The sequence below is a fragment of the Bradyrhizobium sp. HKCCYLS3013 genome (assembly GCF_051167615.1).
In the GTDB taxonomy this organism is placed as follows: domain Bacteria; phylum Pseudomonadota; class Alphaproteobacteria; order Rhizobiales; family Xanthobacteraceae; genus Bradyrhizobium.
The window spans coordinates 232,764-254,354 of the sequence record NZ_JBNPTK010000001.1; the positions used below are offsets into that span (position 1 = coordinate 232,764).

A 21,591-nucleotide genomic window follows, 5' to 3' on the forward strand; every position below is an offset into this window, starting at 1 on the left:
CCATGCCGCTGCTGCACCGCCTCGTCCGCAACGACAGCACCGTCATCTCCTTCACGATCGACGGCGTGCCCTGCGACGGCCGCGCCGGCGACACCGTGCTGACGGCGGTGCTCTGTCATGTCGAACGGCTGCGCCACAGCGAGTTCTCCGCCGCGCCACGGGCCGGCTTCTGCCAGATGGGCGCCTGCCAGGATTGCTGGGTGCAGCTCGCAAGCGGTGAGCGGCTGCGCGCCTGTACGACGCCGCTTACCGAAGGCATGGACATCATCACACGACGAGGGCGCGGCCATGGTTGAGCGTGCATCGCCCCTGATCCTCGGCGCCGGTCCGGCCGGCATCCGCGCCGCGATGACATTGGTCGCGGCCGGCCTGCGGCCGGTCGTGGTCGATGAGGGCCACGCCTGCGGCGGCCAGATCTATCGCCAGCCGCTGGCGCCCGACGGCCGTGATGCCCCGGAGCGCTACGGCTCGGTGGCTGCGAAGGCCGTGCGGCTGCATCGCGATTTCGCGGCGCTCGGCCCTGCAGTCGACTATTGGCCGAATGCGCTGCTATGGAATCTGCGCGACGGCGCGGCCGACATTCTCCGCGCCGGCATCAGCCATCGCATCAGTTATGATGGACTCGTCCTCGCGACCGGCGCCACCGATCGCGTGCTGCCGATCCCGGGCTGGACCTTGCCCGGCGTCTTCACGCTCGGCGGCGCGCAGATCGCGCTGAAGGCGCAGGGCTGCGCGATCGGCCGGCGCGTGGTGTTCGCGGGCTCCGGCCCGCTGCTCTATCTGGTGGCGTGGCAGTACATGAAGGCCGGTGTCGACGTCGCCGCCGTGCTCGACGCGGCGCCGTTGTCGGCGAAGCTCAATCTGCTGCGCGCGCTGCCGCTGGCCCCCGGCATCGTGCTGCGTGGGGTGCGCATGGCCGTGGAATTGACGCTGCGCGGCACGCGCGTGCGGTTCGGCGTGTCCCGGGTGCGGATCGAGGGCGAGGGCAGGGTGGCCCGCATCGCCTTTCACGCCGGCGGGCGGGAGCACGCGATCGCCTGCGACGGCGTCGGCTACGGCCTCAATCTGCGCTCGGAAACCCAGGCGGCCGATCTCGCCGGCTGCGCCTTCCGCTTTGATGCGCGCGACCGGGCGCATCTGCCGGTGCGCGACGCCAGTGGCCGCAGCAGCGTCGCGGGCGTGTACCTTGCCGGCGACGGCGCCCGCATAGCCGGCGCTGATGCCGCCGAGGCCGCCGGCGAGCGCGCTGCGCTGGCCTTGCTGGAGGATCGCGGCCTGCCGCATGATGCCGCGCGGGTTGCCGCGCTCGAGCGCAGGCTTGCGACGATCGATCGCCTGCGCGACGGGCTGAAGGCCGCGTTTCCCTATCCGTCGCATTGGGTGGGCGATATCGCCGATGACACGCTGCTGTGCCGCTGCGAGGAGATCGATGCCGGCGAGGCGCGGCGCGCGATCAGCGATTTCTCGCTGGCCGAGATCAATCGCCTGAAGGCGGTGACGCGCATCGGCATGGGCCGCTGCCAGGGCCGCATGTGCGGCGCGGCCGCCGCGGAGCTGTTGGCTGCGCAGACGCGCCGCGACATCGGCGCTGTCGGCCGGCTGCGCGCGCAGGCGCCGATCAAGCCGATCCCGCTGGCTGCCGGCCTGTCCGCCGACGAGAGGCAGCATGACCCGGCGCATTGACAGCGATGTCGCGATCATCGGCGGCGGGCTGGTCGGCAGCGCTGCCGCGCTCGCCTTGCGCGGCATGGGCCTCTCCGTCACGCTGCTCGACAAGGGTTTTTGTGGCGCGCAGGCGAGCGGTGTGAACTACGGCGGCGTGCGCCGGCAGGGACGCCCGTCCGAGCAACTGCCGCTGTCGCAGCGATCACACGCGATCTGGCCGCGGCTCGAGGCGCTGATCGGCATCGACGGCGAGTTCGTGCGCTCCGGCCATCTCAAGCTCGCGCGGAGCGCTGAGGACATGGCGAGCCTGGAACGCTACGCCGCCGATGTCGCCGCGTTCGGACTCGGCCTCGAGCTGGTCGGTCATAACCAGCTACGCGAGCGCTTCGGTATCAGCGGCGACGTCGTCGGCGGCTCGTTCTGTCCCGGCGACGGCCACGCCAATCCGCGGCTCGTCGCCGCCGCCTTCGCCGCAGCGGCGCGTCGCGCCGGCGCCGAGGTGCTGGAGACCACGGAGGTCACGGGCGCCACCCGGACGTTCGAGGGCTTTGCGCTGGAAGCCGGCGACGTCGCCATCAAGGCGCGCACCGTCGTCAACAGCGCCGGCGCATGGGCCGACAGCTTCGCCGCCACATTCGGCGAGCCGGTGCCGCTGGAGCGCACCTATCCCTCGATGATCGTGACCGAGCCGCTCGATCCGTTTCTCGGCGTCAACATCGGCATCGAGGGCGGCGGCATCTACGCGCGGCAGGTTGCCCGCGGCAACGTCGTCGTCGGCGGCGAGCGCGCTGCGCCGCTCGCCGACCCCGATTTTTCGCGTCCCCTCAGCGATGGCGTGCTCGCCATCATGCAGCGGGCGAGCGGGCTGTTCGGTCCGCTGCGCCATGCGCAGGCGATCCGGTTCTGGAGCGGCACCGAGGCGACGATGCCCGACCGCAATCCGGTGATCGGGCCGAGCGCGACGACGCCGGGCCTGATCCACGCCTTCGGCTTCTCCGGCGCCGGTTTCCAGATCGCGCCGGGTGTCGGCGAGGTCCTGGCCGAGCTGGTGCGCGACGGCGAGACCTCGACGCCGATCGGCGCCTTCGCGATCACACGTTTCCCACCCGCATCGCAGCCGGGCGATGCATCTCAAGCAGCAATGACGACAGGATCGAAGGAGACCTCGCCATGATCGATGCTCGCGCCGCGCTCGGCCCAGCCCTCGCGCTGATGCTCGCCACATCAGCCGCGCATGCTGAAACCAGGACGCTCTATGTCGGCATGAACGGCGGCAATTTCGAGCGCACCTATACGCAAGCCGTGTTTCCGGACTTCGAGAAGGCGAACGACGTCAAGATCGTCGTCGTGCCCGGCACCTCCTCGGAGATTCTCGCCAAGGCGATCGCGGCCAAGGACAAGCCGCAGATGCACGTGATGTTTCTCGACGACGGCGTCATGATCCGCGCTGCCGGCCTTGGCTTGTGCGAGAAGCTGACGCCGAGCGATGGCTTGGCGCAGCTCGAGCCGTTCGCGCGTCTCAAGGGCGACGTCGCCGCCGGCATCGACATCGGTATGACCGGCCTTGCCTACAACAAGAAGCTATTTGACCAGAAGGGCTGGGCGGCGCCGACCTCCTGGCTCGATCTCGCGGATCCGAAATTCAAGGACAAGGTCGTGTTCCAGTCGGCCTCGGTCTCGACCTTCGGCCTGCACGCCTTCCTGATGTTCAACCGCATCAACGGCGGCAGCGAGACCAATGTCGAGCCGGGCTTCAAGGCGTTCCCCGACACGATCGGCAAGAACGTGCTCGAATACATCCCGAACTCGGCCAAGATCTCCGAGATGGTGCAGACCGGTGAGGCCGCGATCTTCCCGCTCACGCCGACCGCGGTATCAACCTTGAAGGAGAAGGGCATCGCGGTCGAGTATGCGCAGCCGAAGGAGGGCTCGGTCGTGCTGATGGTCGCCGAATGCGTCATCGCCAACAACTCCGAAGCCGAGCTGGCACAGAAGCTGGCGGCTTATTTGTTGTCACCGGAGGCACAATCCAAGGCGCTGGCGGCCGGCAACATCGTGCCGTCCAACACGACCGCGAAGGCGACCACCCCGGCAGCCGAGCAGAAGCTCGCGACGTTTCATACCTACATGAAGAGCGCGATCACGCTCGACTGGGACGTCATCAACGCCAAGCGCCCCGAATGGAACACGCGCTGGAACAGGATGATCGAGCGGTAAGGCGCGTTGAAGCGTAGTAGTAACGCTTGGCACGCGGTGCTCGTGAATGTGCCCTCTCCCCTTGTGGGAGAGGGCATTTTGGACGGTGCTCCAATCACGGTTGGGTGAGGGGTATTTGTCCACGAGCATCGTTCGTTGAGAGAACCCCTCACCCAAACGCGTATGCGGATAGGCCGCCGATGCCCTCTCCCACAAGGGGAGAGGGCACTTCATTGGGCAGCGTAGCCCTGACTGATCTGATCGGGCCGTAGGGTGGGCACGGCGCGATCGCTAGCCAGCAACAAACGCGGCGCTGGGACGCGCCTTTGCGCACCCTACACTTCCGTTATCTTAACTACCCGCCGGATAGCTCGCTGCATAGGCCTCCGTCAGCGCCTCGTCGAGCCGCCGTCCGGCGCTGAAGCCGGACAGCGTCGCGGGACGAGTGACGCCCGCGACCAGCCGGCCATCGGGCTCCGGCGCCCCGATCAGGGTGTGCACCGGAATCCGCTCGGCATAGATCGGCAGCGCGTAGTCCTCCTCATCGTCGATGATGCCCGCGGCGCGGATCTTCGCCGATGCCTTTTCGATCTCCATGGTCACGACCGACGTGGCCTTGAGTTCCTGCTCCGTGGTCGGGCGCAGGCTCGCGGTGCGGCCGGGAAACAGGCGATCGACCATCATCACCAGCGCGCGCTCCTTCTCGGCCGGATCCTCGATCAGCCGGGCATGGCCGAACGCCATCACCGAGCGGTAGTCGGCGGAGTGATGGAAGGCGCTGCGCGCCAGCACCAGGCCGTCGAGATGGGTGACGGTGAGACAGGTCGGCTGTCCCTCGGACAGGCTGCGCAGCATGCGGCTGGCGCTCGATCCATGCCAATACAGCGTCGTTCCCTCGCGCCAGAACAGCGTCGGCGTGCAATAGGGCTGGCCGTCGATGACATAGGATACGTGGCACAGCGTTGCGGAATCGAGCACGGCATGGACCGTCGCATGATCGTAGTGGGCGCGCTGATGCCGCCGCTTGACCCGGTTGGTGTCGTCGACGGGATAGCTCGGCATCTGTTGCTCGGACATCGTCAGTCTCCTGTTTCCGCCGCCGTCATGCCATGGCAAAGTGGTTGCCGGGAGTTCCACTTTGATGCGAAAGCAACCAACCACTTCGCGGCGCCGCGACGACGTGCTGGCGCTGCCGATCCGGCTCGACCGCAGCATCCGCAGCCAGTCGCAGCAGGTGCATGGCGCGTTGCGGACCGGCATCGTCGACGGGCTGCTCGCACCCGGCCTGCGTCTGCCGTCGACGCGCGGGCTCGCCGAGCAGCTCGGCGTCCGCCGCAACGCGATCGTCGCGGCCTATGAGGCGCTGCTGTCAGATGGCCTGGTCGAGGCGCGCCACGGCGCCGGCACCTATGTCGCGGCACGGCTGCCCGCGCCGCAGGTCGCCGCACCGGCCGCCGAGCTGGACATCCGCATTCCGCCGCGCCGGCCGTTCGCGCTCGGCTGCACGCTGGTCGATCCCGTCCTGTTGCGGCGGCTCGCCGCGGCCAGCCGGCGCCGCATCGCCAACGCCGCGCCCGATGAGCTCGGCTATGGCGATCCGCGCGGCAGCCTGCATCTGCGCACCGAGGTCGCGCACTATCTTGCGGCCAATCGCGGCGTCCGCTGCGACCCAAGCTGCATCCTGATCGTGAGCGGCACCCAGCATGGCCTGCGGCTGTGCATCGATGCGCTGCTGGCGCCGGGCGATCCCGTCTGGTTCGAGGACCCCGGCTACGTCGCTTCTCGCTATACGTTGAGCACGACCGGCGCGAAGCTGGTCCCGGTGCCGGTCGATGATGAAGGCATTATCGTGAGCTCGGGGGAGGCGGCGTACATGGCGGCCAAGGCTGCCTACGTGACGCCATCGCATCAGTTTCCGACCGGTGTTGCGATGAGCATGGCGCGGCGCATCGCGCTGCTCGACTGGGCGCGCAGGGCGGACGCCTACATCTTCGAGGACGACTACGACAGCGAGTACCGCTTTGCCGGTCCGCCGCTGACGGCGCTGGCCGGCATCGGCGGCGAGCGCGTAATCTATCTCGGCACCTTCGGCAAGACGCTGTTCGCGGGACTGCGGCTCGGTTACCTCGTGGTGCCGCCGGGTCTGGTCGCGCGGGTGGTCGCCGCGCGTGCGGCACAGGACCGGTTTCCACCGGCCTTCATGCAGGACGCGCTGGCCGACCTGATGGCCGACGGTGTGCTCGCGGCCCACATGCGGCGGATGCGCCCGCGCTACCGCCAGGCGCGCGATGTCGTCGCCGAAGCGCTCGCCAGGCACGGCAAGGGCAGCCTGCAACTGGCCGCGCCGTCGCAAGGGTTGCATCTGCTGGCGACCTTGCCGCCCGCAACACCGAAGGGCACGGCGAAATTGATCCGCGACCGCGCCGGCATCGAATGCCGGCTGTTGTCGGATGCGCGGATCGTGCAGCGCGGACCTGACGGTTTCATCCTGGGCTATTCGGGCTTTGCGGCCAAGGATCTTGCCGATGCCGCCAGGCGGCTCGGGCGCGCCGCACAGGAGATCGTGGGCGCCGCTGCGCGCCCGCGCTGAGCGTCGCTTGTCGATGTTACGGGTGTGGCCGAGCCGGCACGTCGGGCAAATCAGCCCCGCTCTGAACGTCTGCGCGCCTGTGCAGAGGCCGCCGCCAGCGGTTGCGCGCAACAAGCCGTCGTAATTTTGTTCAATCCGTTCAACGGCCTCTCGATGCCTGGTCGCGCGCTCGCATTTTCCGCTTTCGTTTTTTCGAAAATCATGCTTTGGTTGCGCATCCCGCCTCACCGCAGAGGGGCGTTGCGCGCGATCGTCACGACACGCGAGGCGGGAATGCGATGGCCGCGATCAAGCCGCAACGTGTCTTTGGATGCGTGGACGAACGGCGAGGCTGCGGACGTGAAGTCGCAGGGTCCTGACACCCCGACGCTGGTGTCCAGCGCAATGCGCGCAAGCGCATTGCGCCATGGTGGCCAACAAGCCCGGCGCACCAGGGAGACTGCGTATAAGCGTGAAGACCGTCGCGCAGGGAATGCCGGAGTGTACGGCTTTGCCTGTGGTACCTGCCGCCTGCATTTTTTTCGCAGGCGGGCCATGGGTGGGGCCTTCACCCGGCATTCCCTGCGCCCTTTGCACTTCGAAGGGGCGAGATGGATCGTAAGCCTCGGGCATCATCTGCCGCGAGAACGCGCCCTCATGTTAACGCGCCCTCATGTTCATGGCTGTTCGAGATGCGGATTGGAGCAGATGCGCCTCACGTGGCGCGGATGCGCTCGGTCGCCGCAATCGCGATGCGCTTACTCATACGGATTGTGCTCGGCGTTCGTCATCGTCTGGCGCACCCGGCGCAAGGTGATGGGCGTGCCGTCGGAGACGAACTGCAGCTCATAGGCGCGACCGCTGTCGTCCTTGGCGGAGCAGGTCACGCTGGTGACCTTGAGCATCGCGAAATTGCCGACCTGACGGCACACGCCGGCCGAGCTCTTCGTGGCCGGCACCGGAATTCCATCGACCTTCGGGCGATGCTTGGAGTTCAGCAGCATGCGGTCGATCGGCAACTCGTAGACGTTCTGAATCGATCTGCGGCCATTGACGCCGGAGAACGCGATGATGTGGTTCTCGTCGGCGGGATCGTCGAGCGCGACGGTGAAATGAGCGCGTCCCTTCTCGCTGTGAAAGAACGCCACCGTCTTGCACGAATATTCACGGCCATCGACCTTCGCGGTGCGGCAGGTGCCGGACATCAGCGCGTAGAGATCGATGTCGGGCCGGTCCTCCGGCGCGCCCGTCACCGGCATCGGCTGCTGAGCCAGACATGGCGTCCCCAGGGAGAGCGCGACCGCAAGGACGGCGAGGCGAGGAAAATGCAGGGGCATCCGCGGGGAGAGCCTGGAGGAATCGGGACGGCGCGAGAGGTCAAGCGATGTGTCAGCTTTGCGGCAAAAAGAGGTCGGAAGCAGCGCTGTGCACCTCCGATCGCACCCGTGCAGAGCCCGATGCTGAACCGCGCCGGTGGTCGTTCGATACCGCAAAAGCAATGGAAAGTTCCGGGACGCAAGCCCCATGGGATCGATACGGCCGGAACAACGGCCCAACACGACAACGACAGGGAGAAACCGATGACATTGTCACGTCGTGGCCCAACGCGTCACAGGATTCCGGGGCACCGCTGCGGTGAAATGATCTTCAACCTCCAGGACTACTTCGCCGACTGCACCTTCTGCTTCCAAAGCGCCCAGGCACGATCCATGATCACCATGTTGACGCCATCGGCCTTGGCAGCCTCCTCGGCGCTGAGATACGTCACCTCGGAGCCGAGCCCGAGTGCCTGCGCCTGCAGCTTCGCATTCACGTCGGTGTAATAGGCGCGGAACACGGCGGCCTTGACCGCAGGACCGACGGTGACGTCACCATGGCCGCGCATCAGCACCACGGACTTGTCGCCGAGCGCGGATGCGAGCGATTTGCCGATCGCATTATTGCGCACCAGCATGTCGGTGGCGCCGAACTCCTTGCCGATGTCCCACACCGGCGCGCCGTCGCCGAGGAAGGCGGCGTTGTGATACAGCGGCTTCAAGGGTGTATGGCTGACGCTGAACGGCACGACGCCCGGCGAATGGGTGTGCACGACGGCGTTGACGTCCGGACGGGCCTTGTAGATCTCGGCATGGATGAAGCGTTCGAGGAACACCGCACGGTTCTTCGCATCGACCGGCTCGCCATTCTCGTCGAACTCCATGATGTCGTTGGCCGTCACCTGCGCCGGCGCGATCGAGCGTGCCATCAGGAAGTGGTGCGGATTGGCGGGGCTGCGGGCGCTGACATGGCCGAAGGCGTCGACCACGCCGAGGTCGGCGAGGATGCGGCTGCCGGTCGCGATGTCCTCGAGCAGCTCGCGCGGGACGCCGGGGATGGAGTCCTGGGCGCGGGATGGAGCGGCGGAGAGGAGGAGGGCTGCTACGGCGATTGCGGCAAAACGACTGATGTTGAGCATCTTGTTGTTTCCCCCTTGGCCCTTGTTATCTAGGTTTACCGCCTCAGCATACGCGTCAACGCGAGCGAAGCGAAGCAATCCAGTTCTGTCCGTTTTGGGACGCTGGATTGTTTCGCTTCGCTCGCAATGACGGGGATGGGTCCGAGCGAAACCATGGCCATTGCAGGTTGAGCGCGGTCTCCCTCAGGTCACCGGCGCAGGATTGAACAAGGTCAGGTCGTTGTGGATGCCCCAGCGATCCGACCATGGCTTGGTGCGGCCGCTCGCCACGTCGAGGATCAGCTTGAACAGCTCCCAGCCGGTCTCCTCGATGGTCATCTCGCCGGTGGCGATGCGGCCGGCGTCGAAGTCGATCAGATCCTTCCAGCGCCGCGCCAGCTCGCTGCGGGTCGCGACCTTGATGACGGGGGCGGCGGCGAGGCCATAGGGCGTGCCGCGGCCGGTGGTGAAGACCTGCAAGGTCATGCCGGAGGCAAGTTGCAGGGTGCCGCAGATGAAGTCGGAGGCCGGCGTCGCGGCGAACAGCATGCCCTTCTGCTTGGCCTTCTCGCCCGGCGCCAGCACGCCATGGATCGGACCGGAGCCCGACTTCACGATCGAGCCCAGCGACTTCTCGACGATGTTGGCGAGGCCGCCCTTCTTGTTGCCGGGCGTGGTGTTGGCGCTGCGATCGGCGCCACCGCGGGCGAGATAGGAGTCGTACCAATCCATCTCGCGGATGAGCGCGCGGCCGACCTCCTCGTTGATCGCGCGTCGGGTGAGCAGCTGGATGGCGTCGCGGACTTCCGTGACTTCGGAGAACATCACGGTGGCGCCGGCGCGCACCAGCAGGTCCGCTGCAAAGCCGACGGCGGGATTGGCGGTCACGCCGGAGAACGCGTCGCTGCCGCCGCATTGCAGGCCGATGACCAGATCGGACGCCGGACAGGTCTCGCGCGTGCGCTTGTTGAGCTCGGCGAGGCGACGGTCGGCCTGGGTCATGATGGCATCGACAATGGCGCCGAAGCCGTCGAACGCCTCGTCCTGCATGCGGACGATCGAGTCTTCCGTGCCTTCCGGCAGCAGCCGCTCCGGCGCGAGCTTCTCGCAGCCGAGGCCGACGACCAGGATCTCGCCGCCAAAATTCGGGTTCAGTGCGAGGTTCTGCAGGGTTCGGATCGGCACCACGGCATCTGGCGCCGTGATCGCGACGCCGCAGCCATAGGCGTGGGTGAGCGCGACGACGTCATCGACATTTGGGTACTTCGGCAGCAGCTCGCTCTTGATGCGCTTGATCGCGAATTCGAGCGTACCCTTGACGCATTGGACCGAGGTGGAGATGCCGAGCACGTTGCGGGTGCCGACCGAGCCGTCGGCGTTGCGATAGCCTTCGAAGGTGTAGCCGTCGAGCGGCGGCAGCGGCGCCGGGACGGCGGTCGAAATCTCCAGCTTGTCGAGGGCAGGAGCCTCCGGCATGTCGATGCGGGCCTCGTCGACCCATTCGCCGGCTCCGATCGGCGACTTCGCAGTGCCGATGATCTCGCCGTAGCGGACGATCGGCCCACCCTCGGCGATGTCGATCAGTGCGGTCTTGTGGCCCTGCGGGACGAAGCTCCTCAGCGTCAGGCCGTCGGGAAATCTGGTGCCGGCAGGCAGGCCGAAATCGTTCACCACGATCGCGACATTGTCGCGCGCGTTGAGCTTGATGATGCGGGGCTCCTGGTTCACGACCTGCTGGTTCATGCTGGCTCCGTTGTGCTCCGTAAGGTGGGCAAAGCGAAGCGTGCCCACCGTCTTTCGTCTTGGTCGACTGTCGGTGGGCACGGCGCTGTCGCGCCTTTGCCTACCCTACAGCTCTCTCGTCACCTCTCCCGCAGGGAGAGGTCGGATTGCATCGGAGAAGCAATCCGGGTGAGGGGCGCTCGCCGCGGAGACTGTCCGTGCGGCTGCCCCTCACCCCAGCCCTCTCCCCGTAAGAACGGGGAGAGGGAGCAGACCGCCTCTGCCGCGATCTCATTCGCTCGCAATGATGAGGGCTCACACCGGGAAGGTGTAGGCCGTCTTCACCGTGGTGTAGAACTCGCGGGCGTAGGAGCCCTGCTCGCGGGCGCCGTAGCTCGAGCCCTTCCGGCCGCCGAACGGGACGTGGTAGTCGACGCCGGCGGTCGGCAGGTTGACCATCACCATGCCGGCCTCGCTGTTGCGCTTGAAGTGCGAGGCGTATTTCAGGCTGGTGGTGCAGACGCCCGCCGCGAGGCCGAACTCGGTGTCGTTGGCGATCGCCAGCGCCTCGTCGTAGTTCTTGGCGCGGATGACGCAGGCGACCGGTCCGAAGATCTCCTCGCGGGCGATGCGCATGGTGTTGGTCGCTTCGGTGAACAGCGCCGGCTGCATATAGAAGCCGGGGGTCTCGCGGTTCAGAAGCTCGCCGCCCCAGGTCAGCTTGGCGCCTTCGTCCTGGCCGATCTTGAGATAGCGCTGGTCCTGCTCGAGCTGGTTGCCGTCGACCACCGGGCCGATATGGGTGCCCTGCTTGACGGCGTCGTCGACGACGAGGCCCTTCAGACGTTCCGTCAGCGCTTCAACGAACTTGTCGTGAATGCCCTCGGTGACGATCAGGCGCGAGGAGGCCGTGCAGCGCTGGCCGGTGGAGAAATAGGCGCCGTTGGCGGCGGCTTCGACCGCGACCTTGACGTCGGCGTCATCCAGCACGACCAGCGGGTTCTTGCCGCCCATCTCGAGCTGGAACTTCTTCATTGGGTTGGAGAGCACACAGGCCTGCGCGATCTTGCGGCCCGTCCCGACCGAACCGGTGAAGGAGATAGCGGCGACGTCGGGGTGTTCGAGCAGGGTCTGGCCGACCACCGAGCCGGAGCCGACGACGAGGTTGAAGACGCCGGCGGGAAGGCCCGAGCGGGCGATGATCTCGGACAGCGCATGCGCCGAGCCGGGCACGAGCTCGGCCGGCTTGAACACCACCGTGTTGCCGTAGCAGAGCGCGGGCGCGATCTTCCAGGCGGGGATCGCGATCGGGAAATTCCAGGGCGTGATCATGCCGACGACGCCGACGGCCTCGCGGGTGATCTCGACGTCGAGACCCGGACGGACCGAGGCGCCCTTCTCGCCGGTCAGGCGCAGCGCCTCGCCGGCAAAGAACGCAAAGATCTGGCCGGCGCGGGCGACCTCGCCGATGCCCTCCGGCAGGGTCTTGCCTTCCTCGCGGGCGAGCAGGCGGCCGAGCTCTTCCTTGCGCGACAGGATCTCCGCCGAGATCTTGTTCAGCGCGTCGTAGCGTTCCTGCGGCGTCGAGCGCGACCAGGCGGGGAAGGCGGCCTTGGCGGCGGCGACCGCCTTTTCGGTCTGCGCCTTGTCGGCCTTGGCGTATTCGCCGACGACGTCGTTGGTGTTCGAGGGGTTGATGTTGCGGGTCACCCCGCTGCCGTCGACCCATTCGCCGGCGATGAAATTCTTGAGGATCGCGTTCATGTTGTTCTCCAGACTTTGCGCGATTGCTCGGACAATCTAACCGATCGCCGCCGTCATCGCACGAGACAGGGGCGCTTGTCGTCGAAGGTCCAGCCGGGGATCAGATACTGCATTGCGACGGCGTCGTCGCGTGCGCCGAGCCCGTGGCTCTTGTACAGCGCATGAGCCTTTTCGATGGCGTCGCGGTCAACCTCGATGCCGAGCCCGGGTTGCTCCGGCACCGCGATCTTGCCGGCCTTGATCTGCAGCGGCTGCCTGGTCAGCGCCTGGCCGTCCTGCCAGATCCAGTGGGTGTCGATCGCCGTGACCTTGCCTGGAGCTGCGGCGGCGACATGGGTGAACATCGCCAGCGAAATGTCGAAATGGTTGTTGGAGTGTGAACCCCAGGTCAGGCCATTGTCGCGGCAGGTCTGGGCGACGCGCACCGAGCCCTGCATGGTCCAGAAGTGGGGATCGGCCAGGGGAATGTCGACCGCGCCGAGGCGCAGCGCATGACTGAGCTGCCGCCAGTCCGTGGCGATCATGTTGGTGGCGGTCGGCAGGCCGGTGGCGCGGCGGAATTCGGCCATGATCTCGCGGCCGGAGAAGCCGGCCTCGGCGCCGCAGGGATCCTCGGCATAGGCCAGGATGCCGTGCATGTGTTTGCACAGCCGGATCGCCTCATCCAGCGACCATGCACCGTTGGGATCGAGCGTCACGCGCGCCTGCGGGAAGCGTTTCGAGATCGCGGTCACCGCCTCGATCTCGGCTTCGCCCGCGAGCACACCGCCCTTCAGCTTGAAGTCGGCGAAGCCGTAGGCGTCGTGGGTGGCCTCGGCGAGGCGCACGACAGCTTCGGGTGTCATCGCCTCCTGATGTCGCAGCGTATACCAGCCATCCTTCTCGCCCTCGCCGGTGGCGTAGGGCAGGTCGGTCTTGCGGCGGTCGCCGATGAAGAAGAGATAGCCGAGCGCCTCGACGGAAGCGCGCTGCTGGCCCTCGCCGAGCAGCGCCGCGACCGGGAGGCCGAGATGCTGGCCGAGCAGGTCGAGCAGTGCGGATTCGACTGCCGTGACCGCGTGGATCATCACGCGCAGATCGAACGTCTGCTTGCCGCGGCCGCCGGCGTCGCGGTCAGCGAAGGCGGTGCGCATCGCGGCGAGGATCGTGTTGCAGGCGCCGATGCTCTGGCCCACGATCAGGCTCTTCGCATCCTCCAGCGTCCGCCGGATCTTCTCGCCGCCGGGCACCTCGCCGACGCCGGTGCGGCCGGAATTGTCGGTGAGGATGACGATGTTGCGGGTGAAGAACGGCCCATGCGCGCCCGAGAGGTTGAGCAGCATGCTGTCACGGCCGGCGACCGGAATGACCTCCATGCCGGTGACGACCGGCGCCCCGGAGATGTCCGTGCGGGTGGCGTCGTGACTCATGTGCTCCTCCTCGTCTTCTTACCACCGTCATTCCGGGGCAGCCCGTCAGGGCTGAACCCGGAATCCAGAGATTGGCTTGCGTCTCTTCTATTCAATCAACTTCGAGATTCCGGGTTCAAGGCCTTGCGGCCTTGCCTCGGAATGACTGCGAAATCACTCCGCCGCCTGGCTCACCGCCGCTGTCGGCAGCGCCTTCACCAGCGCGGTCAGCTCAGCCATCTCGGCTTCGGTCAGGTCGGTCAGCGGCAGGCGGACCGGGCCGGAATCGCGACCGATGATCTTCATGCCGGCCTTGATGATCGAGACCGCGTAGCCCTTCTTGCGGTTGCGTATCGCGATCAGCGGCAAAATGAAATCCTTCAATCCGGCATGGATCGTGGCGTGGTCGCGCTTGCGCACTGCGGCATAGAAGTTCGTGGCGAATTCCGGCACGAAGTTGAACACCGCCGAGGAGTAGGTGGTCACGCCCATGTCGAGATAGGGCAGGGCGAAGGTCTCGGCCGTCGGCAGGCCGCCGATATAGGTCAGGCGGTCGCCCATCTTGCTGTACACCCGGGTCATCAGCTCGATGTCGCCGATGCCGTCCTTATAGCCGACCAGGTTCGGGCAGCGCTCGCACAGCCGCGCCAGCGTATCCGGCTGCAGGATGGCGTTGTCGCGGTTGTAGACGATGACGCCGATCTTGACCGACTTGCAGATCGCCTCGACATGGGCGGCGAGGCCGTCCTGCTCGGCATGCATCAGATAGGGCGGCAGCAGCAGGAGGCCGTCGGCGCCGGCCTTCTCGGCACCGATGGCGATCTCGCGGGCGATCGCGGTGCCATAGCCGGTGCCGGCGAGCACGGGCACGCGGCCCTTGGTCTCCTCGACCGCGACCCGCACGACTTCGGGCACCTCGGCCGCCGTCAGCGAGAAGAACTCGCCGGTGCCGCCGGCGGCGAACAGGCCGGCGACGTCGTAGCCGCACAGCCAGTCCATGTTGGCGCGATAGGTGGCCTCGTCGAACGAATAGTCGGCCTTGAACGGCGTCACGGGGAAGGAGAGCAGGCCGCTGCCGATCTTCGCAGCCATTTCCGTCGGGGTCATCTTGCTCATCGCGCGGGTCCTTCACGAATGTCCTTGGGAACGGGCGCGGCAGGCGCCGGCGCGCATTCCCCCGGGCGATGTCGTAGGACCAAGTTCGATGCCGGTCCAAGCCAATGACGGTATTGATTGATGTGGATCGGGTATCAATCCTCGACCGGCTTGACGGCGAGATTGCCGGCCAGATCGACCAGTGCCGGCAGCAGCGGATTGTCGTGATCGCGCCGCCAGACCAGGAACAGCTCGGCCGGCGTCGGATTGCGCAGCTTCAGCGGCCGCAGCCGGACATCGGCGATCTTCAGGCTGGAGGCCGCTTCGGGCACGATCGCAAGCCCGAGGCCGGCGCGCACCATCGCCAGGATGGAATGGATCTGGCTCAGATGCTGCACGTAGCGCGGCAGCACCTCGGCGCGCATGAACTGCGACACCAGGAGATCGTGGAAATAGCGCGCCTCGGTCTGCGAATACATGATGAAGTTCTGGCCGTCGAAATCACGGATCGACACGCTCTCGGCGGAGGCGAGACGATGGCGGCGCGGCAGCGCGGCGCAGAGCGGCTCGGCGACGACGCGGCGGGTGGCGAATTCGGGGCGCGCGATCGGCGGCCGCAGCAGGCCGGCGTCGATCTGGCCGGAGGCGAGCGCCTCGATCTGGTCGCCGGAGACCATCTCCTTCAGCGACAGATCGGCTTCTGGAAGCTCGCTGCGGCAGGCGGCGACCAGATCGGGCAGGAAGCTGTAGGCCGCGGCCGCGGTGAAGCCGATCTTGAGCGAGCCGCTCTTGCCGCTGGCAATGCGCTGCGCCACCTGGGCGGCGCTCTCGGCCATCTTCAGGATGCGCCGTGCCTCCGGCAGGAAGCTGCGGCCCGCCGGCGTCAGCTTCACCGAGCGGCTGGTGCGCTCGAGCAGCACCGCATCGATGATGTGCTCCAGCACCTGGATCTGCCGCGACAGCGGCGGCTGCGTCATGTTGAGCCGGATCGCGGCGCGGCCGAAATGCAGCTCCTCGGCCACGGTGACGAAGCAGCGCAGCTGGTTGAGGTCGAACATCGATGCATCCTCGGCATGGATCGGGCAGGCGATCTGGGCTTGGTAGCATCGATTTGGGGCAGTGGGAATGTCGGCGGGATCGGCGGCCGCGGCGACCGCCTCACTGATACCGAGATCGGCCTGACCGCGGTGGCCGACCGCATCAGGACCTCGCTCCATCGCGGAAAGCGTCAGGGAGCCCCGCTGTCCCAGACGTCTGGAACGAGATCACCCTAACCCTTGCACCCGCCATTGAGCCGCACCTTGGGGGCGCGGCGTGTCCGTGGCGAGCGCCAGGGGCCCGCTCACTTGGCGGATGCAGCCGCGCGGGCATCCGCAATGGCCTGCTTGAAAGCCTGGGCATTGGGGACGCCGGGGATGCGGAAATGGCCGATGATGAAGGCCGGCGTGCCGCGGAAGCCGAGGCCCGTGGCCTGCTCGTGATTGCGCGCGAGCACGGCGTCGATGTCGGCGTGCTTGGCCGCGAGGTCGGCCTTGGCGCGGGCCAGATCGATTCCGGCGCCGCTGAGCGCCGCATCGACCTTGGCTTCCGACAGCTTGTCGTGCAGCGAAATCAGCGCCTCGTGCGCCTCGGCGAACTTGTCCTGATATCTCGCCGCCAGGGTGAGGCGGGCCGCGTAGATCGAGGCGCCGCCGAAGATCGGCCAATCCTTGAAGACGAGCCGGACGTGACCGTCGTCGCGAACCACCTTGGCGAGCTCCGGGCTGATCTTGCGGCAATACGGGCACTGATAGTCGAAATACTCGACGATCGTGATGTCGCCCTCGGCGTTTCCGACAGCGGGGATGGCCGGATCGTGCAGGATGCGCGCTTCGCTCAGAATGTCGGTGTCGTCGTCCTCGGCGCGGGCCTGGATCGGCAGGATCGCCGTGGCGAGCAGCAGAAGCGTCGCGATCGATGCGGCGAAGGTCTTCGTGGTCATGTCTTGTCGTTCTCCTGATGAGGGGTGGTTGAGGCGGTGTCGATCGCGTCGAGCACGATCTGTGGAGTCAGTAGTTCGGGCAGCACGATGCCGGCGGGAGCGCCCGGGCCGAACACGGCGTTGAACGGCAGGCCGTAGCGGCCGAAGGATCGCAGATAGGTCGCGATCGCATCGCTGGGGGAGGTCCAGTCGCCCCTGACGGCAACGACACCCGACGCAAGGCGACCGCGCACGGCCGTGCTGTCGAGCACGAGCTTCTCGTTCACCTTGCAGGTGACGCACCAGCTGGCGCCGACATCGACGAAGACCGTGCGACCGGCGCGCACCTGTGCCGCGATCTCGGCGGGCACCAGCGGCTGCCAGGCGATTCCGGCCGGTCGGCTTCCGCCATCCGGCTGCTTAATGGAGGTGGCGGCGATTAGCGTTAGTCCGATCATGCCGGCGAGGCCGGCTCCAGCGATCGTTCGCCGCAACGGGAAACGGAGCGCCGCCATGATCAGCGTGGGGACCAGCAGCGCAGCGGCGAGGACGGCCGCAGTCGCCGCGCCACTGATGTCGGCGAGCACCGTCAGCAGCCATAGCGCGGTCGCCGCCATCGCGGCCGCTGCGACGGCGCGCAGCTTCAGCATCCAGCGGCCGGGCCGCGGGAAGAGTGCGGCAAGGCTTGGCGCTGCAGCCAGACACAGATAGGGCGCGGCCATGCCGAGCCCGAGCGTGGTGAACACCAGCAGGATCTGCGGCGCGGCCTGCGACAGCGCAAAGGCAACGGCGGTGCCGACGAACGGCGCCGAGCACGGCGTGGCCAGCAGCGTCATGACGAAGCCGTTGATGGCATGACCTGCCATCGTCCTGTGGCTCGCGGCGTTGCCAAGGCGGCCGGCGATCCACCACGGCAGGCCGATCTCGAACAGGCCGAGCAGGTTGGCACCGAATGCGGCGAGCACGATGATCATCGCGATGAGGAAAGCTGGCTGCTGAAACTGCAGGCCCCAGCCGACTTCGGCGCCCGCGGCCTTGAGCGCGGAGAGGACGGTGGCAAGGGTCACGAATGAGGCGACGATGCCGGCCGCCGTCGCCAGGAATGCCCGGCGCGGCGAGGGCGCGCGTGCGGGATCGTGATCGACCAGCGAAACGAGCTTCAACGATAACACCGGAAACACGCATGGCATGAAGTTGAGGATGAAGCCGCCGAGCAGGGCCACGCCGAGCATGGCCCAGATCGATGCCGCCGAAGGACGCGGTGCCGCTGTGGCTGCTTTGGCCGCAGAAGCGCGAGCAGCTTGATCGGCATCCACCGGAAGCATGGCTTCGATCGATCGATCGCCATCGACCAGGGTGACCCGCAGACGTTGCACCGGACCGGCCTGATCGAGGCCTTGCACCGGTACGGTGATCCGGACGCCGCCGTCCGACATCGGGCTCACCTGGGGACGGCCGCCGGACACGGCGTCGTTCCCATCAAGGAAGACGTCGGGCGCGTGCAGTGGCGGCGTCGCATGCGCCTCGAGCTGCAGGTGCGGCTTTGGTTGCCGATCGATGCGCAACGCCGTGATGGAAAGCCCGGGCGCGCTCGCGCGCGGGACGCTCTGCCGCCATTCGTCGATCAGCGCCTGATCGTTCGGCCGGCGCGACACGGCGGGGATGTCGGCCTCGAGATGGGCCTCCTGCTGGGTGCAGATGACCGAGCAGACGAACAGCACGGTTTTCAGCGTGAGATGCGCGGGCGCCGCGCCATCCTCGAGCCGCACGCGCAACGGAAACAGCACGTGCTCGGCATAGCCGAACGTGTCGATATCCTGCTCGCTGAAGCGGCTCGGTGCCGGCCATTCGACGGTGACATCGGCGACGTTGCGCGAGCCGGTCCAGTCGAATTCGGGCGGCGCGCCGGCGTCGCCGGGCGAGCGCCAATAGGTGTGCCAGCCTGCATCCAGCCTGACATCCAGTCCGGCCCATGCCGCGGCCGGGCCGCCGTCTGCTCGCGTGACGTCGCCGACCAGCAGGCGCGTGTCGACGTTCGCCTGCGGTCGCAATTCGCCCGCGACAGCGGTCGTCGCCGCAAGATGGAGCAGGCCGAGCAGCCATGCGAGCCGGCCAAGATGACGGATGGACATGATGATCTCCCGCGCGCTGATCGTGCGTTGCGGTGGCAGTTGCGCTGCGCGACCCGGCGCAAGGCGCGCCTGGCAATGGGCACCTTAAGCCGACCTGCACGACGCACGATCGATGGTGGATATTCGTCCGCTCAAGTCACGACGTTACGCGGCCCGCGAGCCGATGACGACGGAAGGATCAGGCGTGGCGACAGGGGGGACGGTAGGGCGAGGACGCGTCGCATTGCGTCGTCAGCGCCTCGTCATAGGGGCGCCAGGACAGCGTCCGGGACGCGGCAACCGGCTGTGCCGCCCCACTGTCGCTCGCGGGGACGGCAGTCAGACCCGCCGCGGCAAACGGACACGTGTTGATCATGCCCGGGATGACGGCCTTCCTGCATGGCTTGGGCGCGCTGGTGGTCGTTCGGGACCATTGGTGCACACCGGCGCCGGCGTCGGCCGTTGCTACCTCGAAGGTTCCGAGCAGAGGCGCCAGACTCAAAACGAGCGCAATCAGCGCCGCCATCAGGCGGCGTGTCATCGCGGGCATCTCGAGCTCAGCACGTCTCATCGTGGATCATCTTCTCCAGTCTGGACTGGTCGCGCAGACCGACCGCTGTTGGCAACTGACATCTTCGTGACGCCGCGAACTTGCGGCCAAACCCGCATCGCGTGAGCAAAGCGAGCGGTTCTCAAAGTACGTTGATCGGTACCTTCAGGAATGTCTTTCCCGTCGCGTCCGCGGGAGGCAGATGTCCGGCGCGGATATTGACCTGCAGCGATGGAATGATCAGGCGCGGCATGCCGAGCGTCTTGTCGCGGGCCTCGCGGAGCGCGACGAACTCGTTCTCGGTCATCCCGTCTCGGGCGTGGATGTTGCGGAGCCGCTCCTCGCCGACGGTCGTTTCCCAGCGCACCGCGCGGTCGTCGGGGGCATAGTCGTGACACATGAACAGCCGGGTCTCGCGCGGCAGCGTCTCAAGGATCTTCCGGATCGAGCGGTACAGCGTGCGCGCATTGCCGCCTGGAAAGTCGGCCCGCGCCGTTCCCCCGTCCGGCATGAACAAGGTGTCGCCGACGAAAGCGGCATCGCCCATCACATGTGTGGCACAGGCCGGCGTATGGCCGGGCGTGTGCATCACGAAGGCCGTCATCTGCCCCACCTGATAGGTGTCGCCATCCTTGAACAGCCGGTCGAACTGGCTGCCGTCGCGACGAAACTCCGTGCCCTCGTTGAAGACCTTGCCGAAGGTCTCCTGCACGGTCAGGATATGCTCGCCGATGCCGATCTTGCCGCCGAGCTTGTCCTGGATGTAGGGCGCAGCAGAGAGATGGTCGGCATGCGCATGCGTTTCGATCAGCCACTCCGGCCTGAGGCCGTTGATCTTCACGTAGTCGATCAGCATGTCGGCGGAGCGGGTGCTGATGCGGCCGGCCGCGTAGTCGATGTCGAGGACGGGATCGACGATCGCGCAGGACGGCGATGACGGATCCTTCACCACGTAGCTGATCGTGCTGGTGTCAGGATCGAAAAATCCGGCCACCTTCGGCTGCATGCGGAGATCGATTGGATAGGAATCGATTCGATAGGACATGGCTGCTGCTCCACGATTTGGCTCCGGGGCGGCATCGCCGCCCACGGCGCGTTTGTCGTCCTGCGCGGTCTAAGACATCGAATTGGATTTCGTTCCGCATGTATTGATGCCGAGCATCGCGTAGGGCGGGCACCAGCCGATCAGTGCGGTGCCGAGCGGGATCAGGCCCAGAAGGCCCCACAGGGTGTGCGGTCCTACGACCGTCAGACTGAGGATCGCCAGTCCGACGATGATCCTGAGCAGCCGGTCGATCTTGCCAATGTTCTGTGTCATGTCGCGCTCCCCTTTGGCTTGCGATGATGCAGACGATAGAGCGGGACACAGCGCGGGTATGTAACTAAGTCACCAAGAGACGCCGGTTCCTAGCCATGCTGGGCCAGGTGGACAAGCGCCGGTCTGTCGGTGATCTCGACGATTCCGCGAGCCATTCGCAACCAGCCGCGCCGCGCGAATTCATTGAGCTGCCGGCTGATGACCTCGCGTGCGCTGCCGAGCTCGTTGGCGAGCTCCTGATGCGTTGCAGCGATCTGCTGCTTTGTCCCCGCGAGATCCAGAAGCTTCTGCGCGAGCCGCACATCGATCCGCTCGAACGCGACTTCCTCGATGATGCGGAAGAGATTGGTGACGCGGCGGCTGAACGCGGTGAAGACGAACTGTCGGAATTCGCGCGAGTTGGCGATCAGCCGGTCGAACAGCGCGCGCGGGATCGCCACGGCACGGATCCGGGTCTCCGCGATCCCCTCGGCCTGGTATTCCTCGTAACCCATCAGGCAGGCCGTGGTCAGCGCGCAGCTTTCGCCTGCCTGGACGCGGTAGAGCACGATCTCGCGGCCGGACTCGGACGTCTGCTGCACGCGGATGGTCCCGTCCAGCAGCAGCAGAAAGGAATCCGGCGCCTGACCGGGGCCGAAAATCCGGCTGCCTTCCGGAAGCTCGACGATAAGGCTGGCCTCGCGCAACTGCGCGAAGATCTCCTCCGGCAGTTGTCGCAACGGCGGGAAAGCGAGCGTCCAGTCCTGCTTCGACGACATTACCACATCCGGCTGCGCCCCATCGGCATCGCCCAAATTTGCCACAGGACCGCGAGCGGGT

At 66.9% G+C, this 21,591-nt stretch carries 19 protein-coding genes; 5 read left to right on the forward strand and 14 right to left on the reverse strand.

Going from position 1 to position 21,591, the window contains the following annotated elements; translation table 11 throughout:
• Positions 1-2: 2 nt before the first annotated feature.
• From ACQR1F_RS01075 to ACQR1F_RS01090, 4 genes are read left to right on the forward strand one after another with little or no spacing between them, the layout of a single operon-like run.
• On the forward strand, positions 3-296 hold the full coding sequence (locus ACQR1F_RS01075) for a (2Fe-2S)-binding protein (protein ID WP_434912396.1): 294 nt from the start codon (positions 3-5) through the stop codon (positions 294-296).
• The gene (locus ACQR1F_RS01080) at positions 289-1,683 is read left to right on the forward strand and encodes an FAD-dependent oxidoreductase (RefSeq protein WP_434912397.1); all 1,395 of its coding nucleotides are present in this window, start codon (positions 289-291) and stop codon (positions 1,681-1,683) included. Before ACQR1F_RS01075 ends, ACQR1F_RS01080 begins: the two co-directional genes overlap by 8 nt.
• Positions 1,667-2,839, forward strand: coding sequence for an NAD(P)/FAD-dependent oxidoreductase (locus ACQR1F_RS01085; RefSeq protein ID WP_434912398.1), 1,173 nt, complete (start codon positions 1,667-1,669; stop codon positions 2,837-2,839). Before ACQR1F_RS01080 ends, ACQR1F_RS01085 begins: the two co-directional genes overlap by 17 nt.
• Positions 2,836-3,882 (forward strand): ABC transporter substrate-binding protein, encoded by a 1,047-nt coding sequence (locus ACQR1F_RS01090; RefSeq protein ID WP_434912399.1) that lies wholly within the window; start codon positions 2,836-2,838, stop codon positions 3,880-3,882. Before ACQR1F_RS01085 ends, ACQR1F_RS01090 begins: the two co-directional genes overlap by 4 nt.
• A gap of 330 nt (positions 3,883-4,212) precedes the next feature.
• Here the strand turns inward: ACQR1F_RS01090 and ACQR1F_RS01095 are convergent, their stop codons facing one another.
• The gene (locus ACQR1F_RS01095; protein WP_434912400.1) at positions 4,213-4,938 is read right to left on the reverse strand and encodes a pyridoxamine 5'-phosphate oxidase family protein; all 726 of its coding nucleotides are present in this window, start codon (positions 4,936-4,938) and stop codon (positions 4,213-4,215) included.
• Between the two features lie 64 nt (positions 4,939-5,002).
• Here ACQR1F_RS01095 and ACQR1F_RS01100 point away from each other — a divergent pair, with 64 nt between their 5' ends.
• Positions 5,003-6,451, forward strand: coding sequence for a PLP-dependent aminotransferase family protein (locus tag ACQR1F_RS01100; protein ID WP_434912401.1), 1,449 nt, complete (start codon positions 5,003-5,005; stop codon positions 6,449-6,451).
• A 737-nt stretch (positions 6,452-7,188) separates the two neighbouring features.
• On the opposite strand, the gene ACQR1F_RS01105 is transcribed toward ACQR1F_RS01100, so the two are convergent.
• From ACQR1F_RS01105 to ACQR1F_RS01165, 13 genes are all read right to left on the reverse strand, one after another.
• Positions 7,189-7,767, reverse strand: coding sequence for a hypothetical protein (locus ACQR1F_RS01105; RefSeq protein WP_434839372.1), 579 nt, complete (start codon positions 7,765-7,767; stop codon positions 7,189-7,191).
• A 323-nt stretch (positions 7,768-8,090) separates the two neighbouring features.
• A complete protein-coding gene (locus ACQR1F_RS01110) occupies positions 8,091-8,885 on the reverse strand; it encodes a class II aldolase/adducin family protein (protein WP_434839371.1) in 795 nt (264 codons plus the stop codon).
• Between the two features lie 183 nt (positions 8,886-9,068).
• Positions 9,069-10,607, reverse strand: coding sequence for a galactarate dehydratase (gene garD / locus ACQR1F_RS01115; protein ID WP_434912402.1), 1,539 nt, complete (start codon positions 10,605-10,607; stop codon positions 9,069-9,071).
• Positions 10,608-10,901: 294 nt separating this feature from the next.
• Positions 10,902-12,350 (reverse strand): aldehyde dehydrogenase family protein, encoded by a 1,449-nt coding sequence (locus tag ACQR1F_RS01120; protein WP_316217801.1) that lies wholly within the window; start codon positions 12,348-12,350, stop codon positions 10,902-10,904.
• Positions 12,351-12,403: 53 nt separating this feature from the next.
• A complete protein-coding gene (gudD, locus tag ACQR1F_RS01125; protein WP_434912403.1) occupies positions 12,404-13,759 on the reverse strand; it encodes a glucarate dehydratase in 1,356 nt (451 codons plus the stop codon).
• Between the two features lie 153 nt (positions 13,760-13,912).
• The gene (gene kdgD, locus ACQR1F_RS01130) at positions 13,913-14,854 is read right to left on the reverse strand and encodes a 5-dehydro-4-deoxyglucarate dehydratase (RefSeq protein WP_434912404.1); all 942 of its coding nucleotides are present in this window, start codon (positions 14,852-14,854) and stop codon (positions 13,913-13,915) included.
• Positions 14,855-14,988: 134 nt separating this feature from the next.
• Positions 14,989-15,891 carry a LysR substrate-binding domain-containing protein gene (locus ACQR1F_RS01135; RefSeq protein ID WP_316181762.1) on the reverse strand — a complete coding sequence of 301 codons (903 nt, stop codon included), beginning with the start codon at positions 15,889-15,891 and terminating at the stop codon, positions 14,989-14,991.
• Between the two features lie 284 nt (positions 15,892-16,175).
• Positions 16,176-16,814 (reverse strand): DsbA family protein, encoded by a 639-nt coding sequence (locus ACQR1F_RS01140; RefSeq protein WP_315802010.1) that lies wholly within the window; start codon positions 16,812-16,814, stop codon positions 16,176-16,178.
• A complete protein-coding gene (locus ACQR1F_RS01145; protein ID WP_434839367.1) occupies positions 16,811-18,925 on the reverse strand; it encodes a protein-disulfide reductase DsbD family protein in 2,115 nt (704 codons plus the stop codon). Before ACQR1F_RS01145 ends, ACQR1F_RS01140 begins: the two co-directional genes overlap by 4 nt.
• A gap of 178 nt (positions 18,926-19,103) precedes the next feature.
• Positions 19,104-19,475 (reverse strand): hypothetical protein, encoded by a 372-nt coding sequence (locus tag ACQR1F_RS01150; RefSeq protein WP_316217796.1) that lies wholly within the window; start codon positions 19,473-19,475, stop codon positions 19,104-19,106.
• A 121-nt stretch (positions 19,476-19,596) separates the two neighbouring features.
• A complete protein-coding gene (locus ACQR1F_RS01155; protein WP_315802013.1) occupies positions 19,597-20,499 on the reverse strand; it encodes an MBL fold metallo-hydrolase in 903 nt (300 codons plus the stop codon).
• 69 nt (positions 20,500-20,568) lie between these two features.
• Positions 20,569-20,772 carry a YgaP family membrane protein gene (locus tag ACQR1F_RS01160; RefSeq protein ID WP_315802014.1) on the reverse strand — a complete coding sequence of 68 codons (204 nt, stop codon included), beginning with the start codon at positions 20,770-20,772 and terminating at the stop codon, positions 20,569-20,571.
• 89 nt (positions 20,773-20,861) lie between these two features.
• Positions 20,862-21,530 (reverse strand): Crp/Fnr family transcriptional regulator, encoded by a 669-nt coding sequence (locus ACQR1F_RS01165; RefSeq protein ID WP_315802172.1) that lies wholly within the window; start codon positions 21,528-21,530, stop codon positions 20,862-20,864.
• Positions 21,531-21,591 lie beyond the last annotated feature (61 nt).

Coding starts and splice junctions, on each gene's coding strand:
- ACQR1F_RS01100 (WP_434912401.1), top strand. CDS start 5,003: ATGCGAAAGCAACCAACCACTTCGCGGCGCCGCGACGACGTGCTGGCG.
- ACQR1F_RS01120 (WP_316217801.1), bottom strand. CDS start 12,350: ATGAACGCGATCCTCAAGAATTTCATCGCCGGCGAATGGGTCGACGGC.
- ACQR1F_RS01135 (WP_316181762.1), bottom strand. CDS start 15,891: ATGTTCGACCTCAACCAGCTGCGCTGCTTCGTCACCGTGGCCGAGGAG.
- ACQR1F_RS01110 (WP_434839371.1), bottom strand. CDS start 8,885: ATGCTCAACATCAGTCGTTTTGCCGCAATCGCCGTAGCAGCCCTCCTC.
- ACQR1F_RS01085 (WP_434912398.1), top strand. CDS start 1,667: ATGACCCGGCGCATTGACAGCGATGTCGCGATCATCGGCGGCGGGCTG.
- ACQR1F_RS01140 (WP_315802010.1), bottom strand. CDS start 16,814: ATGACCACGAAGACCTTCGCCGCATCGATCGCGACGCTTCTGCTGCTC.
- ACQR1F_RS01095 (WP_434912400.1), bottom strand. CDS start 4,938: ATGTCCGAGCAACAGATGCCGAGCTATCCCGTCGACGACACCAACCGG.
- garD (WP_434912402.1), bottom strand. CDS start 10,607: ATGAACCAGCAGGTCGTGAACCAGGAGCCCCGCATCATCAAGCTCAAC.
- kdgD (WP_434912404.1), bottom strand. CDS start 14,854: ATGAGCAAGATGACCCCGACGGAAATGGCTGCGAAGATCGGCAGCGGC.
- ACQR1F_RS01155 (WP_315802013.1), bottom strand. CDS start 20,499: ATGTCCTATCGAATCGATTCCTATCCAATCGATCTCCGCATGCAGCCG.
- ACQR1F_RS01090 (WP_434912399.1), top strand. CDS start 2,836: ATGATCGATGCTCGCGCCGCGCTCGGCCCAGCCCTCGCGCTGATGCTC.
- ACQR1F_RS01075 (WP_434912396.1), top strand. CDS start 3: ATGCCGCTGCTGCACCGCCTCGTCCGCAACGACAGCACCGTCATCTCC.
- ACQR1F_RS01165 (WP_315802172.1), bottom strand. CDS start 21,530: ATGTCGTCGAAGCAGGACTGGACGCTCGCTTTCCCGCCGTTGCGACAA.
- ACQR1F_RS01150 (WP_316217796.1), bottom strand. CDS start 19,475: ATGAGACGTGCTGAGCTCGAGATGCCCGCGATGACACGCCGCCTGATG.
- gudD (WP_434912403.1), bottom strand. CDS start 13,759: ATGAGTCACGACGCCACCCGCACGGACATCTCCGGGGCGCCGGTCGTC.
- ACQR1F_RS01160 (WP_315802014.1), bottom strand. CDS start 20,772: ATGACACAGAACATTGGCAAGATCGACCGGCTGCTCAGGATCATCGTC.
- ACQR1F_RS01080 (WP_434912397.1), top strand. CDS start 289: ATGGTTGAGCGTGCATCGCCCCTGATCCTCGGCGCCGGTCCGGCCGGC.
- ACQR1F_RS01105 (WP_434839372.1), bottom strand. CDS start 7,767: ATGCCCCTGCATTTTCCTCGCCTCGCCGTCCTTGCGGTCGCGCTCTCC.
- ACQR1F_RS01145 (WP_434839367.1), bottom strand. CDS start 18,925: ATGTCCATCCGTCATCTTGGCCGGCTCGCATGGCTGCTCGGCCTGCTC.